General features: G+C 59.2%; 15 protein-coding genes. 7 read left to right on the forward strand and 8 right to left on the reverse strand.

Going from position 1 to position 14,798, the window contains the following annotated elements:
- Positions 1-122 precede the first annotated feature (122 nt).
- Together PMI30_RS00970 and PMI30_RS00965 are read left to right on the forward strand one after the other, a co-directional pair.
- The gene (locus PMI30_RS00970) at positions 123-1,049 is read left to right on the forward strand and encodes a helix-turn-helix domain-containing protein (RefSeq protein WP_008015029.1); all 927 of its coding nucleotides are present in this window, start codon (positions 123-125) and stop codon (positions 1,047-1,049) included.
- On the forward strand, positions 1,046-1,351 hold the full coding sequence (locus tag PMI30_RS00965; RefSeq protein WP_008015030.1) for a hypothetical protein: 306 nt from the start codon (positions 1,046-1,048) through the stop codon (positions 1,349-1,351). The genes PMI30_RS00970 and PMI30_RS00965 overlap by 4 nt, the downstream gene beginning before the upstream one ends.
- Here PMI30_RS00965 and PMI30_RS00960 read toward each other — a convergent pair.
- The 3 genes from PMI30_RS00960 to PMI30_RS00950 are packed head-to-tail and all read right to left on the reverse strand — an operon-like array spanning position 1,341 to position 5,048.
- Positions 1,341-2,390, reverse strand: a complete 1,050-nt coding sequence (locus tag PMI30_RS00960) for a DUF2955 domain-containing protein (RefSeq protein ID WP_008015031.1) — start codon at positions 2,388-2,390, stop codon at positions 1,341-1,343. The genes PMI30_RS00965 and PMI30_RS00960 overlap by 11 nt on opposite strands.
- A complete protein-coding gene (locus PMI30_RS00955; RefSeq protein ID WP_008015032.1) occupies positions 2,380-3,519 on the reverse strand; it encodes an HlyD family secretion protein in 1,140 nt (379 codons plus the stop codon). The genes PMI30_RS00960 and PMI30_RS00955 overlap by 11 nt, the downstream gene beginning before the upstream one ends.
- Entirely contained in the window at positions 3,516-5,048 is a 1,533-nt protein-coding gene (locus tag PMI30_RS00950) for an efflux transporter outer membrane subunit (protein ID WP_008015033.1), read from the reverse strand. Before PMI30_RS00950 ends, PMI30_RS00955 begins: the two co-directional genes overlap by 4 nt.
- Before the next feature lie 329 nt (positions 5,049-5,377).
- Between PMI30_RS00950 and PMI30_RS00945 the strand changes: the two genes are divergently transcribed.
- Positions 5,378-5,899, forward strand: a complete 522-nt coding sequence (locus tag PMI30_RS00945) for a transporter suffix domain-containing protein (protein WP_032836304.1) — start codon at positions 5,378-5,380, stop codon at positions 5,897-5,899.
- A gap of 7 nt (positions 5,900-5,906) precedes the next feature.
- On the opposite strand, the gene PMI30_RS00940 is transcribed toward PMI30_RS00945, so the two are convergent.
- Both PMI30_RS00940 and PMI30_RS00935 read right to left on the reverse strand, forming a co-directional pair.
- Positions 5,907-6,539, reverse strand: a complete 633-nt coding sequence (locus tag PMI30_RS00940) for a response regulator (RefSeq protein ID WP_008015035.1) — start codon at positions 6,537-6,539, stop codon at positions 5,907-5,909.
- A gap of 33 nt (positions 6,540-6,572) precedes the next feature.
- Entirely contained in the window at positions 6,573-7,934 is a 1,362-nt protein-coding gene (locus PMI30_RS00935) for a cache domain-containing protein (protein WP_008015036.1), read from the reverse strand.
- A gap of 356 nt (positions 7,935-8,290) precedes the next feature.
- Here PMI30_RS00935 and PMI30_RS00930 point away from each other — a divergent pair, with 356 nt between their 5' ends.
- From PMI30_RS00930 to yjiA, 3 genes are all read left to right on the forward strand, one after another.
- Positions 8,291-10,348, forward strand: a complete 2,058-nt coding sequence (locus PMI30_RS00930) for a carbon starvation CstA family protein (protein ID WP_008015037.1) — start codon at positions 8,291-8,293, stop codon at positions 10,346-10,348.
- Positions 10,349-10,362: 14 nt separating this feature from the next.
- A complete protein-coding gene (locus PMI30_RS00925) occupies positions 10,363-10,560 on the forward strand; it encodes a YbdD/YjiX family protein (protein ID WP_007895266.1) in 198 nt (65 codons plus the stop codon).
- Positions 10,561-10,723: 163 nt separating this feature from the next.
- A complete protein-coding gene (gene yjiA, locus PMI30_RS00920; RefSeq protein ID WP_008015038.1) occupies positions 10,724-11,695 on the forward strand; it encodes a GTPase in 972 nt (323 codons plus the stop codon).
- Between the two features lie 97 nt (positions 11,696-11,792).
- On the opposite strand, the gene PMI30_RS00915 is transcribed toward yjiA, so the two are convergent.
- The 3 genes from PMI30_RS00915 to PMI30_RS00905 form a co-directional block, all read right to left on the reverse strand.
- Positions 11,793-12,500, reverse strand: coding sequence for a GntR family transcriptional regulator (locus PMI30_RS00915; protein ID WP_008015039.1), 708 nt, complete (start codon positions 12,498-12,500; stop codon positions 11,793-11,795).
- Between the two features lie 25 nt (positions 12,501-12,525).
- Positions 12,526-13,230, reverse strand: coding sequence for a FadR/GntR family transcriptional regulator (locus tag PMI30_RS00910; RefSeq protein ID WP_032836307.1), 705 nt, complete (start codon positions 13,228-13,230; stop codon positions 12,526-12,528).
- Between the two features lie 67 nt (positions 13,231-13,297).
- Complete coding sequence (locus tag PMI30_RS00905) at positions 13,298-14,611, reverse strand: C4-dicarboxylate transporter DctA (RefSeq protein WP_008015041.1); 1,314 nt, start codon at positions 14,609-14,611, stop codon at positions 13,298-13,300.
- Between PMI30_RS00905 and PMI30_RS31865 the strand changes: the two genes are divergently transcribed.
- Positions 14,610-14,798 (forward strand): hypothetical protein (locus PMI30_RS31865; RefSeq protein WP_081501318.1); only part of this gene is annotated, 189 nt, incomplete at its 3' end. The genes PMI30_RS00905 and PMI30_RS31865 overlap by 2 nt on opposite strands.

Genomic DNA, 14,798 nt, shown 5'->3' on the forward strand with positions numbered 1-14,798 from the left:
GGCTTCATCCACCGAACACTTCCCCTGTGGCGCGTTGACGACTATCTTGGGTGAGCCTTGCCGTTCCATCTATCCACTTTAAACAAGTACAAAGCGCACCAAAAGAGTGCGTAAGGCACCCCATGACAGCGTGCAATCCATTACAGGTTCAAGCGTTCAACACCGCCGACGTGGCCGAGCAAATCCGCGCCACACCGGGTTGGGTGCAGCATTACCAGCAGATGTCGCCGGGGCATTTCGCCGGGCGGGTGCGCTATCTGGACTTGCAAGGCGTAGAGATTTACGAGGAACAGATGAACACCCGGGTCGAGCAGAATTTCAGCGCCCCCGAGGGATCGCTGGCGTTCTGTTTCGATCGCAGCGACAACTCGCTGTATGTGTTGAATGGTGAAAGCCGCAACATCTGGATCACCCCGGAGAACTACCAGGAAATCGCCGTGGTGTTCGGTCCGGAATTCGTTCAACGGCATGGCCTGGACGTGGCGCGGCTCGAAGGCTTGTTCATGTCGCCGCTCAATTCAGGGCAGAACGCGCTGTTCAGCCGCTGGTTGAGCGGGACGTTGACGCGGCTGACGCAGACGCTGGATCCGCCGAACAAAGAGGCGTTGACCCAGCAACTGTTGGAGGACTGTTTGTACATCCTCGATAACGCCTGTGTGTGCCTTGATCGCGCAGGCTTGCAGCGCCGGGCGGACGAGCGAACGATCATGAAGCGCGTCGCCGAATGGGCCGCCGATACCCCGGAAGAAACCCTCAATTTACTGGAGCTGTCCCAGGTGGCCGGGGTTTCGCTGCGTCAGTTGCAGCATGCGTTCAAGGCATACACCGGAATGACACCCACGCATTGGTTGCGCTTGCGTCGGCTCAACAGCGCGCGCCGCGAATTGCTCAGGCGAACGGCCGGGGAAACGACGGTCGCGCAAGTGGCGATGGATTGGTCGTTCTGGCATTTGGGGCGGTTTTCCAGCAGTTATCGAGCGTTGTTCCAGGAGCTTCCCAGCCAAACACTGGCCCGCAAACACAGTGGACCTTGTCGGAGGTCATCATGAGTCGGTTATCGTCTTTTAGCCTGTGTGTCGTCATGTCGATGATCTATTCGCAGGTTCAGGCCGAAACGGTCGTGCCCTTGAAAGGGCAGACCTCGGAACAAATCCAGCTGGATATCAATGATTGCAGCAACGTCACGAACAACCAGAGCACCTCAAGCCCGCCAGCCTCGGAGGGTGCTGCGGTGGATGCTACGCAGGTACCAGGACGTCAACATGACGAGTTTTATGAGCAGCTCGAGGGGGATGTGAAACAGCAGCATCACGGTTGCCTGCAAGGGCGGGGTTATCAGGTCACTCCGTGAGCTGGGTGACGCCTGGATTGCGCTGCCGCCGATCAAGCAGATGGACCATCAGCAAGGCATAGAGCGTGAGGGCGATAAACAATCCCATGCGCACGACGAAGGCGGTATAGACGTCCTTTCCGGCGAGGCTGTCCTGAACCGATTGACCCAGCAGGATGATCAACGTGATCAGGCTGTTCAGCCAGAACCCCGGGGTTTGTCGGGTCGGGCTCAGGGCATAGAGCTTGCGCGCCAACAGCAAGCCGAACAGAAGCATCCACAAAAAGAACATCCACAAGTGCACAAACAGGCTGAGTGCGCACCAGAACACAACAGCCAACAGCCCCCCCATGAAAGTCGAACCGAGCAGCTCATGAGCAGCGTTGCGCGCCGTTGTTGTCGAACTCTGCTGGCCAAGACTGACCGCTTTCAAAATGATCGGCAGATAGCTGGCCGGGTCGATCAGGGCCAACAGGAATGCCGGCATGACAATCAGGGTCGCACGCAGTGCAACCCTGGCCACTTCTTGCGCTGGCAGAGCGCTGGCGGCGGGTGGGGAGGGCGCATTGGCCGGGTCGGGAAACAGCCAGTGACTGACCGTCACGACGAGGACGGCAAGGATCAAGCCCTTGACCAAGGCGCCGATGACCATGATCGCCAGATCGAACTCGGCGACGCCGGCCGAGGAAATCATGGTCAGGCCAATGATCAGAAAGGTCATGATCAAGGCGTTGCCGCCGCGCAGGCCAAAACCAAAAGCCAGGAACAGACTGACTCCGATCAGCAGTACGCCGGTAATCGGGTAATAACGCAGGATCGGAATCAACAACAGGCCGACGCCGGTGGTTAACATCGCAGCCAGTGCGAGAATCAATCCGGCCTTGAAGGGCAGCGGCCGATTGAGCGTGGCCAATAGCAACACGGCGAGCACCGGCGCAAGGAACGGGATCGGCAAACCCAGGCCGAAGCTGGCCGCCAGGCACAACGCCGTGCCTGTGCCTAGACGCAACGCCCGTTGAACACGAGGCGTGCGCTGAGTAGGCACGCCCTTAATAGGCATAGCTTAGCCAGCTCATCAGCCCCACAAACAGACGCCCAAGCGGGTTCAGTGGATTGCCTTCGGTAGGAAACGCCATGACTTCAGCCTGTCCACCGGCACGGATGGCGCGATTGTCGAACAGCGTTTTCCTTGAGTCCTCCGAAAACTCGATGATCACAGGAAAACGCTGGGCCGGACGCAGCCAGTCACGACTGTTCTGCACACTGGGGAGGCTGCCGGGCGCAGCGGGCTGACCGACGCTGACACCGTAGCCGACACTGCGCACGCGGCCCTCGAAAACCTTCCCCGGCATGGCATCCAGAACGATCGAGACAGGGGTGTCGACCTCGACCAGGCCGAGGTTGTTTTCGGTCATGTCCGCGCTGATCCATACATCGTGGATGGCAATCAGGGTCATGACCGGGCTGCCGGCAGTGGCGAACTGTCCGACATCGGTGCGCAGATCGGTGATCAGTCCCGCCGACCGTGCGCGAATCTGCGTGTTGGACAAGTCCAGTTCGGCTTTTGACAACGCCGTGGCGGCGCTACGCAACAGCGCGTTGTCTTCTTCGCTGCCACCTTCCTGCTCCCGTGCCCGCTGGACTTCGGCGCGGGCTGCGGCGACCTGGCTGACGGCCTGTTCACGGCTGGCCCGAGAAACCTCCAGCAGGCGCACGGAAATGGTGCCAGGGTCTTCGCGGTACAAACCTTCAAGACGCTGATTGTCCTGCCGCGCCTTGAGTTCATTGGCCTGGGCGGCGCGCAAATTGGCTTGCGCGGAGGCAATGCCGGCGGTGCTGGCACCGACCTGCCGGCGTGTCGATTCAAGGTCTGCGCGTGCGCGGTCGACGGCTATTTGATAGGGCTGCTGATCCACTTCAAACAGCACATCGCCCGCTTTGACGTCCTGATTGTTGCGCACATTCACACGGATCACCCGACCGGCCACTTCGCAGGCCACCGGAATGACAAAAGCGCCCACCCGAGCCTGTTGCGTATAGGGCGTGAAACGGTCAGCCAACAAGTACCAGGCCAGGCTCAATACGATCAGCAGCATCACCCATTTGATGCCCTTTTTTGCGGGATCGGCAGCAGGCTCGGGCGCTTTGGGGGAGGGCGCCTCTGTGGCGGGCGGCGAGGGCTCAGTCATCGGCTTTGACCTTCTGGCTCGGGATAGGATGCTTGCGAAGGGGCCGGCTCATTCAGCAGGTTGCCCCAGTCGGTGCGTTGTTCCATTTGCTGGCGAGTGCTTTGATCGACTGTCGGCCGCGTGCTGTACCACCCACCGCCAAGGGCTTTGTACAGCGCGATCAGGTTGCTCACGGCATTGCTGCGGCTGAGCAGGTAATTGTCCTGCTGTTCGAGCAATGCGCGTTGAGCATCCAGCACGCGCTGGAAGTCCGAGTAACCTTCGCGGTATTGGGTGCTGGCCAGGCTCAACGAGCGCTTGGCGGCGACCTGTGCTTCACCCAGGATGCGCTCGCGTTCCAGTGATTTGATCAGGCTGCTGGCGGCATCATCGGCCTCCCGTGCGGCCTGGCGGACTTTGTCGCGGTAAACCTCAATCAGCTGCTGCAACCGCGCATCCTGTACACGCACGTTGTTGCTGATCTGGCCGTGGTCAAACAGGTTCCAGCGCAAACTGGGGCCGCCGATCAGGTCCAGGCTGTTGGAGGTGCCGCTCAAGGTGTCGGTGGTCCAGACGATGCTGCCCAGCAAGGTCAGCGACGGATAGAAGTCGGTTTGCGCCACACCGATCAGCGCCGACTGGGCGGCGACATTGAGCTCGGCGGCGCGCACGTCCGGGCGACGCAACAACAGGCTGGCCGGCACGTCCTGCAGCACGGCTCGGTCCACCAGCGGGATCAGTCCCTCGTTTTCGAGCAATTGGGGCAGGGCGCTGGGCGGCCGGCCGATCAGCACGGCCAACGCGTTGCGGGTGCGCAGTACTTGCGCCTCAAGATCCGGGATACTGCTCAAGGTGCCCAGGTACTGAGTCTTGGCTTGTTGCAAATCGAGTTCGGCGCTCTGGCCACTGTTGAACAGTTTTTCGGTGATCTCAAAGTTGCGCTTTTGCTGCTCGGCGTTTTCTCGGGCGACGCGTAAACGCGCTTCGGTGGTGCGCAACGAGAAGTAGGTGTCGGCCACCTGAGCTCGCAGCAGTACAAGTGCGTCTTCATAGTTGGCTTGAGCCGCGAAGTAACTGGCATCGGACGACTCGATGGCGCGACTGAAACGCCCCCAGAAGTCCAGCTCCCAACCGACGTCAAAGCCCGCGCTGTGTTGCCAGAAGTGGCTGTCCTGCGGGTTGTTGCCGCCAGACTGGTTGCGGTTGAAGTACAGACTGTCGGCGCTGGCCTGTTGCAGTTGCGGATAGCGCCCGCTTTGCGCAATACCCAACCGGGCACGGGCTTCCATGACGCGAAGGCCGGCGATTTTCAGGTCTGAATTGTGCGCATCCGATTCGGCGATCAGCGCGTCGAGGACCGGGTCGGCGAACACTTGCCACCACTGGCGAAGATCAGGATCCAGGCGTCGTTGGCTGGCCTGTTCAAGTGCAGGACTGCTCCAGAGTTTTGTCCATGCTTCGCCGGGGGCCTGGAAATCCGGCCCCAGACGGACACAGCCGCCAAGGCTGAGGGTGCATAGCAGAAGCAGCCGACCCGAGCGCGTCAGCATCGCTGCACTACAAACAGATCACGGGAAAACCTCATCCAAGAGTCCCCAAGTATTGAGTGCCTACACAAATCCTGTGGGAGCAAGCGGTGCGGCGATCCGACTTGCCTGCGAAGAACGTTGACGCGTAATACCTGAAAAACCGCGGTGCATTCTTCGCGGGCAAGTCGGATCGCCGCACCGCTCGCTCCTACAGGTATCAAGGCTTGAGCCGGTTTGCTTAGGTTAGTACAGCTCCGACAAATACAAGGTCATGTTGAATGATCATGGAATCAACCAACTGCTACGCTTCTGAAGATCCATTAATCCCGGCAAAAAAGGTTAAGAAGACCATGAGCACCCCTCAGGATGACAATGCACCTGGTTCCGCTGGTTGGCGCTTCAAACTGGGCATCGCGATTATCTGTTTGATGCTGGGATCCTGGCTGATGGTGCCTATCGCTGCCGCACTGGATGTGCCCGGCTCAAAGATCGCGGCACTGACAGGCGTTTTGTTTATCAGTAACAAGGTTCTGTTGATTCTGGTCATTGCCATTATGGGAAAATCCGGCTTTCAGCAGCTCAAGCGCAGCATGTTCGGTTACGTCTCCACACTGGCACCGGCAGACGTGGAAGTAGGCCCGGCTCGCCATAGAATTGGCCTAGTGATGTTTTGCCTGCCGCTGATCTCGGGATTTCTCGAACCTTACATAGATACTCTCTGGCCGGGGCTGAGACCCAATATCTGGCAGCTCCAGGCGCTGGGCGATGCCATGTTGATCGGCAGCTTTTTCGTACTGGGCGGGAATTTCTGGGACAAGGTACGCGCCTTGTTCATTCGCACGGCACGTGTCGTTAACACGAGTGCGGTGTGAATCGCCTCTAGCGCGAAATGATCCCGTGATCGATCGCGTACTTTACGAGGGCGGCGGGTTTGTCGATGTTGAGCTTGCGACGGATGCTCAGGCGATGGGTTTCTACAGTGCGGACACTGATGTCCAGTTCGCGAGCCATTTCCTTGTTGTTCAGCCCCTGAGCCATCTTGTACAGCACCTGGCTTTCGCGCGGAGTAAGCTCGTTGTCGGTACTTTTATCGGCGATGAGCCGCTGTGCGATTTCGGCACTGTAGAACGTCCCGCCGCTGACAATGGCTTCGATCGCCGCAATGATTTCCCGTGAAGGCGCATTCTTCAGCACATAGCCGCTGGCACCCGAGCGAACCGATTCACTCACGTATTCATAGTTGTCGTACATGCTCAGCACCAGCACCTTGAGCGACGGGTACTGGCTGCGTAACAACCGCGTCAGCTCAAGGCCATTGATGTCCTTCAGGCTGATGTCGACCAGCAACAGATCCGGCTGGCAGCGCCCGACCATCTCGATGGCATCGACGCCATTCTCGGCTTCTCCGACCACTTCCAGCTGCGCCATGACCGCCAGCAGCGATTTGATCCCGTCGCGGACCAGGGAGTGATCGTCGACCAGGGCGACGCGGATCGGGTAGGGCAGGTTCATCGCAGGCATTCACTCTAATTGTTATGGGGTGAGTCAGCGTTCTGTACCGGGCAGTTTCATCGGCAACAGCACGTCCAGCTCACTTCTTCCCGGCATCGAGGTCAGGTCGAATCGACCGCCAAAATGCTCGATACGTTCACGGATGTTGCGCAGGCCAATGCCAGCGTGACGACGTTCGACCTGGGCGACGTTGAAACCGATACCGTCATCGACCACCGTCAACTGTACGGACTTTTCAGAGCCGTGCAGGGTAATGATGACGTTTTTTGCCTGTGCGTGGCGTTCGATATTGGTCAGGGCTTCTTGCACGATGCGAAACAACGAGACGGCAGCGCCATCGACCAGGTGACAGTCGAATTCGTTATCGTTGAAGGTCACGACAAGACCGCTGCGTTGCTCGAACTCTGCGGCGAGCTGACCGATCGCCGCCGGCAGGCCGAGGGTGTCGAGCAGCGACGAGCGCAGGTCATGAGAGAGGCTGCGAACTTCGCCAATCGCGTCTCCGAGGCGCTGCGTGGCGTCTCTTAAAATGCCCAATCCCTTGTCTTGCCCATTCTCCAGCACATGGCTGGCCAGTTCGAACTGAAACTTGATAGACACCAGTAGCTGGCTGATGCCGTCGTGCAGCTCTCGGGAAACCCGCGACCGTTCTTCCTCCTGCAAGCTGACGATGCGTTGAGTCAGGCGCTGGAGTTTTTTGTCGGCCAGGCGATGTTCGCTGACGTTCAGCGTCATGCCGCTGGCGAAGACAAACAGCACTGCCACAAGGGCCACCGCGGCAATCGCCAGCATGGTTTTACGGATGCCCTGAGCCACCTCGGCACGCGCTTGTTGGGTGGCGCGTTCGACGTCTTCAAGGTAGATGCCGGTGCCGAGCATCCAGCCCCAATGGTCGAGCATCACCACGTAGGCGAGCTTGTCGGTCACCTGGCCGGAAGAGGGTTTGTTCCAGGCGTAACGTTGAAAACCTTCGCCCGATTGCGCACTTTTGAGCAACGCCTGGATCACCGGCAGGCCATGAGGGTCGGTCATGTTCCACAGGTATTTGCCCACCAGCTCAGACTGGCGCGCGTGCATCAGACTGCGACCTTCGCGGTCGTAGACGAAGAAGTAGCCGTTGATGCCAAAGCTGAGCTTGCGCAGTTCTTCGAGCACTTGTTGCTGTGCGCGCTCATCACCCCGACCGTCGTCGTACAGCGGCGCGATCAGGCTCTGCGCCATTTCGACGTAGTTTTTCAGTTCTGCGCGCTTGCTGGCCAGAATGCTGTCTTCGATCAGTTGCGCCTGTTGATCACCCAGTTGGCGGTTCAGGGAAATCACCAGCGCGCAGATGACCGCGATCGCCAGCACAAGCGGCAGAATCCCGAGCGCGACGATTTTGTGTTTGAGCTGCATCTCTACTCCTGGCCAGACCGAGGGAGGGCGAAGGCCCGGCATCATATGCCAAAGATACGCGCCTCCAGTAGCGGTGCTGGACAGAATGACCTGCGAAATGCAAAACCTTGTGGGAGCGAGCCTGCTCGCGATAGCGGTGGCACAGTCAACATCGACGCTGAATGTCAGTCCGCTATCGCGAGCAGGCTCGCTCCCACAGGTTTTGCGTCATCTACGTAGAACTACGTAGACACCACGTACGTAGTAACGCGGATTTATTTGTCGACAGCATGGGCGGATATTGGGCCCGCTCCGCACTGCGGACACAATTATAATAATTACCGCCGCAGCTACTGGCTGTTGGCAGGAGACACGCTATGCCCCGTCTGGCTAAACACCTTGCCTGGTTTGCCGTGGCTGTCCTGGGAGCGTTTGCGCTAAGTGTCGTGGCCCTGCGCCGCGGCGAAGCCATCAACGCCCTCTGGATCGTAGTCGCAGCAGTCGCTATTTATCTCGTCGCATACCGCTATTACAGCCTGTTCATCGCCACCAAGGTGATGCAGCTCGATCCCAATCGAGCCACTCCCGCCGTACTCAACAACGATGGTCTGGACTACGTACCGACCAACAAACACGTACTCTTCGGACACCACTTCGCAGCCATCGCCGGCGCGGGGCCGCTGGTCGGTCCAGTATTGGCGGCGCAGATGGGCTACCTGCCCGGTACGCTGTGGCTGATTGCCGGCGTGGTGCTGGCCGGTGCGGTTCAGGACTTCATGGTCCTGTTCATGTCCACCCGTCGCAACGGTCGCTCTTTGGGCGACATGGTCCGTGAAGAAATGGGCCGCATCCCCGGGACCATCGCGCTGTTTGGCTGCTTCCTGATCATGATCATCATCCTCGCGGTGCTGGCGCTGATTGTGGTCAAGGCCTTGGCCGAAAGCCCGTGGGGTATTTTCACGGTGATGGCGACCATCCCGATCGCGATGTTCATGGGCATCTACATGCGCTACATCCGCCCGGGTCGCATCGGTGAAATCTCGGTGATCGGCGTGGCGTTGCTGCTGGGTTCGATCTGGCTGGGCGGGCAGATTGCCGCTGACCCAGTGTGGGCCAAGGCATTCAGCTTTACCGGAGTCCAGATCACCTGGATGCTGATCGGCTACGGTTTCGTGGCGGCGGTGTTGCCGGTGTGGCTGATTCTGGCGCCGCGTGATTACCTGTCCACCTTCCTGAAGATCGGCACCATCGTTGCGCTGGCGATCGGCATTCTGATCACCATGCCTGAGCTGAAAATGCCGGCATTGACCCAGTTCATCGACGGCACCGGGCCGGTGTGGAAGGGCGGTCTGTTCCCGTTCCTGTTCATCACCATTGCCTGTGGCGCGGTCTCGGGATTCCACGCGCTGATCTCCTCCGGCACCACGCCGAAGTTGCTGGATAACGAAGTTAACGCCCGTTACATCGGTTACGGCGGCATGCTGATGGAATCCTTCGTGGCGATCATGGCAATGGTTGCCGCTTCGGTGATCGAGCCAGGCGTGTACTTCGCCATGAACAGCCCGGCGGCCGTGGTCGGGGGTGATGTGGTGGCGGTGGCGCAAGCGGTCAGCAACTGGGGCTTTGCGATCACTCCGGAAGCCCTGCAAGCGGTGGCCAAGGACATCGGTGAAACCACCATCCTGGCCCGTGCCGGTGGTGCGCCGACCCTGGCGGTCGGTATCGCGCAGATCCTGCACAGTGTGCTGCCCGGTGAAAACACCATGGCGTTCTGGTACCACTTCGCGATCCTGTTCGAAGCGCTGTTCATCCTGACCGCGGTCGACGCTGGCACCCGTGCCGGGCGTTTCATGCTTCAGGATTTGCTCGGCTCCTTCGTTCCGGCGCTGAAACGCACCGAGTCCTGGACCGCCAACCTGATCGCAACCGCCGGTTGCGTAGCGATGTGGGGTTACCTGCTGTACCAAGGCGTGATCGATCCACTGGGTGGCATCAACACCTTGTGGCCGCTGTTCGGTATCTCCAACCAGATGCTGGCCGGAATCGCGCTGATGCTGGCAACCGTTGTGCTGATCAAAATGAAGCGCCAACGTTACATCTGGGTCACCATGCTGCCCGCCGTGTGGTTGCTGATCTGCACCACCACCGCAGGCTTTATCAAGCTGTTCGATGCCAACCCGGCAATCGGCTTCCTGTCGCTGGCGAAGAAATACAGCGATGCATTGGCTAACGGGCAGATTCTGGCCCCGGCCAAGAGCATCGAGCAGATGCAGCATGTGATCTACAACGCCTACACCAACGCAACGCTGACCGCGCTGTTCCTGTTTGTGGTATTCAGCATCCTGTTCTATGCGCTCAAGGTCGGCATTGCCGCCTGGGGTAGCAAAGAACGTACGGATAAAGAATCTCCATTCCAGGCTCAGCCGGATGCGTAATCGAGGACTGCACCATGTTCAATGACCTGAGTCGCCTCGGTAAATACCTCGGTCAGGCCGCGCGCCTGATGGTCGGCATGCCCGACTACGACAACTACGTCGAGCATATGCAAACCAAACACCCGGACAAACCGGTGATGAGCTACGAGATGTTCTTTCGCGAACGTCAGGAAGCCCGTTACGGTGGCAAGGGTGGGCCGAAGTGCTGTTGACCCGGTTGTCGGGTTAATAGCAATCCCTGTGGGAGCTAGCCTGCTAGCGATGGCGCCTGAACATTCAACATCACTGTTGATTGACAGTCCGCCATCGCTAGCAGGCTAGCTCCCACATTTGTTTTTGTGTTGATTTCTAATTTTGTGAAACAGGAGATTCCAGTTGTCCTCTCCCATCCCTGTCACGATCCTCAGCGGCTTCCTCGGCGCTGGTAAAACCACCTTGCTGCGCCACCTGCTCAAAGCCGAGCACGGCCTGAAAATCGCCGTGATCGAAAATGAATTCAGTGACGCCGGTATCGACACCCAACTGTTGGGCGACGAGCCGGTGCAAGTGATGACGCTGTCCAACGGCTGCGTCTGCTGCACCATCCACACCGATTTGACCAAGGCGCTGTACCTGCTGCTCGAACGCCTGGACAGCGGTGAAATCGCCTTCGATCGTCTGGTCATCGAATGCACCGGCCTGGCCGACCCGGCCCCGGTGGCGCAAACCTTCTTCATCGACGAAGAACTGCGTGAGCGCTACATCCTCGACGGCATCATCACCCTGGTGGACGCGGCCCACGCCGACCTGCACCTGACCCAGACCATTGCCCAGGCACAGATCGGCTTTGCCGACCGCTTGCTGGTGAGCAAACGGGATCTGGTGGACGAGCCGACCTTCACTGCCCTCAGCGAGCGCCTGACCCGCATCAACCGTCGCGCGCCAATCCGCGTGGTCGACCACGGCAAGATTGATCTGGCCGAACTGCTCGACGTGCGCGGCTTCAACCTCAATGCCGACCTCGGTGGTGGCGTGAGTTTGCGCCCGGTGAGCAAGGCGCCCTCCATTGATCGCATCTCCAGCCTGGTGCTGCGCACCGACAAGCCGCTGGATATCGATAAACTCAGCGAGTTCATGAACGAGTTGCTGGAAGAACATGGCAAGCAACTGCTGCGCTACAAAGGTGTTTTGAACATCCTTGGCGAACCGCGGCGCATGGTGTTTCAGGGCGTGCTGAAACTGTACGGCTTCGATTGGGATACCGAGTGGGCGGACGATGAGGCGCGGGAAAGCGTGATCGTGTTTATTGCCGATGAATTGCCGGAAGAGAAGATTCGTGAGGGTTTTGCGCGGGTCGCGGCGGATTGAATATGTGTTCGTCGGTAATGACGCCTTCGCGGGCAAGCCTCGCTCCTACAGCTATTGCATGTCCTCTGTAGGAGCGAGGCTTGCCCGCGAAGGCGATCTAACCGGCAACACGATTCTGGCTGACTACCGATCCAGCGTTCAGCAGTTTTTCGTCAAGATGATCCAGATGCCGGGTCATCAACATCTCGGCCGCCGTAGCATCCCCGCGCGCCACTGCATCGACGATCTCCGTGTGCTCCTGCCACGCGCAATCACCGCCTGCCTGCGCATCAAACTGCGCAATCGCCAGCGAAGTCAGCGGCACCAGAGTGCCGAGAAAATGCGCCAACGGTGCGTTCCCCGCCATTTCGGCCAGTTGCAGATGAAATTCCCCAGACAATCGAATGGCCGGACCACGCGCCGTGCATTGGCGTTCGCTGTCGATCAAGGCATGCAGGCGTTTCAAGTCTTGTGGGCGAGGCCGCTGGCAGGCCAGTCGAACCAGCGTGATTTCGGTCAGTCGTCGGGCATGCAGCGTCTGCCGAGTCTGTTCGACATCGGGCGCGGCGACTCGGGGACGATGGTTGGTGCGAAGGATAATGATCTGCTGATGGGACAACTGCGTCAGCACGCCACGAATGTCACTGCGTCGAGCGCTGAACATCTGCGCCAGGCTGTCTTCAGTAAAACGACTGGCTGCATGGATGCGCTGTTCGAGAATGGCGTCGAAGATCCGTGAATAGAGATCATCCGCCGGCAGTTTCCCGGTGTCCGTTCGGGAGAAGGGTAGGGCAGTGAATATCTGTGGTGAGGCGAAGCTGTTCATGGCCTGTCTCCAGTTCGAAGAGGGTTTAACTGCCCAGGTGGTCGTCCGGGATGTTCAATTCGATGCCCATCCGTTGGCCTTCCCGAAGGATGTGCCGGCGCATCTCGGCGCTGGCCTGGGCGCTGTTCTTGCTGCGTATGGCACGCACCACGGCTTCGTTTTCTTCAAGGCGTTCAGCCAGATGCTCGGGCGAATTGCGCAGCACGTCGGCGCTTTGCTTGAGGGCGTTGCTGGTTTGCTGCACCACGCTCTGGAAAATCGGGTTCGATGTCAGGGTGAACAGCTCCTCATGGAATGCGATGTAGGCGTTCACGCCGGCCTCGCTGTCGTTGGCCTCAAGGGCTTCGCGCATGTCCATCAGGGTCAGGCGCAGTTGCCCGACTTCCTTGCTGCTGATGGACTGCGCCACCAAGCCCACAATGAACGGTTCGAGGGTGTAGCGCAGTTGCAGCACGTCTTCCAGGCTGGCCCCGGCTACCGCGCTGTCGTGGCTTTGACTGTCGTTGAGATTGGCTTCCAGCACCACCACGCCTTTGCCCGGCATGGAGCGCACCAGCCCGAGGGTTTCCAGCACGATGACCGCTTCACGCAGGCTCGGGCGGCTGATGCCCAGTTGTTCGGCCAGTTCACGCTGGCCCGGCAGCATTTCGCCGGAGCGCCACTGACCACGGGCCAATGCGGCCCGAAGTTTTTCTACGACTGAATTTACGACGGTTGATGTGGTGATCACTGTCTGTTCCATAAGCATCCATAACGATTGATGGCCGTGCCTGTCCGCAGGCAGGCACGGCGATTATTCAGAATTCCTGCTGATGGGCCGGGGCGACCGGTTTCCTGGGCTGGAAGGTATAGCCCACCTGACCGGAAAGCACTTTGTTCGCCCGTTGGATATCGATGTCCTTTTCCCAGCGGGCGATGGCCACGGTGGCGACGCAGTTGCCGATCAGGTTGGTCAGCGCCCGGCCGATGCCCATGAACCAGTCCACCGCCAGCACCAGCACCAGGCCCACTACCGGAATCGCCGGGATTGCAGTCAGGGTTGCGGCGAGAATCACCAGCGCCGAGCCGGGAATCCCGTGGGCACCTTTGGAGGTGATCAGCGACACCAGCAGAATTGTCAGCAGATCCGTCATGGCCAGCGGCGTGCCGGTGGCATTGGCGATAAACACAATGGCCAGGGTCAGGTAGATCGAAAAGCCATCAAGGTTGAACGAGTACCCGGTCGGAATCACCAGCCCGACCGTGGAGCTGCCGATGCCCAGATGCTCAAGCTTGCGCATGATTTGTGGCAGCACGGCGTCGGAAGAAGCGGTGCCCATGACGATCAGCAGTTCTTCACGCAGGTACTTGAGCAACGGCCACATCTTCAGGCCCGAAAGGCGCATCACCAGGCCGAGAATCAATGTCACAAACGCCACGCAGGTCATGTAGAAAAGGCCGACCAGGCTGCCCAAGTGTTGCAACGAATCCAGGCCATATTTGCTGGTGGTGAAGGCGATGGCGCCGAACACGCCGATCGGCGCCAGACGCACGATCATGCCCATGATGCGGAAGATCACGTGGCTCAGCTCATTAATCAGTCGGGAAATACCCGACGCTGCTTCGCCCACCAGGTTCAGCGCGCTGCCGAACAGCACCGAAAACAGCAGGACTTGCAGAATGTTGTTTTCCGCGAAGGCGCCGATTACCGAGGTCGGGATCAGGTTCATCAGGAACTGGGAGGTGGTTTGCATGTGCTGACCGCGCTGGGCGATGTCGCCCATGTCGGCAGTGGAGAGCTGTTCCAGATGAATGTTCGCACCGCTACCGATACCGGTCGTGAAGGCGAACACCAGGCCGATCACCAAGGCGATGGTGGTCAGTATTTCGAAGTAGATCACCGATTTGAGGCCGATGCGTCCGACCTTCTTCAGGTCGCCGGCACCGCTGATGCCGCTGACCACCACGCAGAACACGATCAGACCAATAAGCATCTTGATCAGTTTGATGAAACCGTCGCCGAGGGGTTTGAGTTGGGCGGAATATTCGGGAAGGGCCAGCCCACAGACGATGCCGAGCACCAGTCCGAGAACCACTTGGAGGAAGATTGAACGCGAGCACCATCTGAGCATGGGAGGAATCCTGGTCGGTGTCCTGGCTGCCGTGCGCTTCGCGCATCAGATTCAGGACTTAATTATTGTGGTCTTACCGGTATGTCCAGTGCAGGCGCAGTCTACGCTGGGTTTTTTCAGGATTACAAGTGGAAATAGAAAAATTGGCATGACCGGTCTGACCAGTGGCCAAAGCGGCGTAGGAGCT

Source organism: Pseudomonas sp. GM50 (genome assembly GCF_000282375.1).
Classification (GTDB): Bacteria; Pseudomonadota; Gammaproteobacteria; order Pseudomonadales; family Pseudomonadaceae; genus Aquipseudomonas.

What these genes read in the sequence shown, in the direction of transcription:
- PMI30_RS00970 (WP_008015029.1), top strand. Translation starts at nt 123, where the DNA reads ATGACAGCGTGCAATCCATTACAGGTTCAAGCGTTCAACACCGCCGAC.
- PMI30_RS00965 (WP_008015030.1), top strand. Translation starts at nt 1,046, where the DNA reads ATGAGTCGGTTATCGTCTTTTAGCCTGTGTGTCGTCATGTCGATGATC.
- PMI30_RS00960 (WP_008015031.1), bottom strand. Translation starts at nt 2,390, where the DNA reads ATGCCTATTAAGGGCGTGCCTACTCAGCGCACGCCTCGTGTTCAACGG.
- PMI30_RS00955 (WP_008015032.1), bottom strand. Translation starts at nt 3,519, where the DNA reads ATGACTGAGCCCTCGCCGCCCGCCACAGAGGCGCCCTCCCCCAAAGCG.
- PMI30_RS00950 (WP_008015033.1), bottom strand. Translation starts at nt 5,048, where the DNA reads ATGCTGACGCGCTCGGGTCGGCTGCTTCTGCTATGCACCCTCAGCCTT.
- PMI30_RS00945 (WP_032836304.1), top strand. Translation starts at nt 5,378, where the DNA reads ATGAGCACCCCTCAGGATGACAATGCACCTGGTTCCGCTGGTTGGCGC.
- PMI30_RS00940 (WP_008015035.1), bottom strand. Translation starts at nt 6,539, where the DNA reads ATGAACCTGCCCTACCCGATCCGCGTCGCCCTGGTCGACGATCACTCC.
- PMI30_RS00935 (WP_008015036.1), bottom strand. Translation starts at nt 7,934, where the DNA reads ATGCAGCTCAAACACAAAATCGTCGCGCTCGGGATTCTGCCGCTTGTG.
- PMI30_RS00930 (WP_008015037.1), top strand. Translation starts at nt 8,291, where the DNA reads ATGCCCCGTCTGGCTAAACACCTTGCCTGGTTTGCCGTGGCTGTCCTG.
- PMI30_RS00925 (WP_007895266.1), top strand. Translation starts at nt 10,363, where the DNA reads ATGTTCAATGACCTGAGTCGCCTCGGTAAATACCTCGGTCAGGCCGCG.
- PMI30_RS00915 (WP_008015039.1), bottom strand. Translation starts at nt 12,500, where the DNA reads ATGAACAGCTTCGCCTCACCACAGATATTCACTGCCCTACCCTTCTCC.
- PMI30_RS00905 (WP_008015041.1), bottom strand. Translation starts at nt 14,611, where the DNA reads ATGCTCAGATGGTGCTCGCGTTCAATCTTCCTCCAAGTGGTTCTCGGA.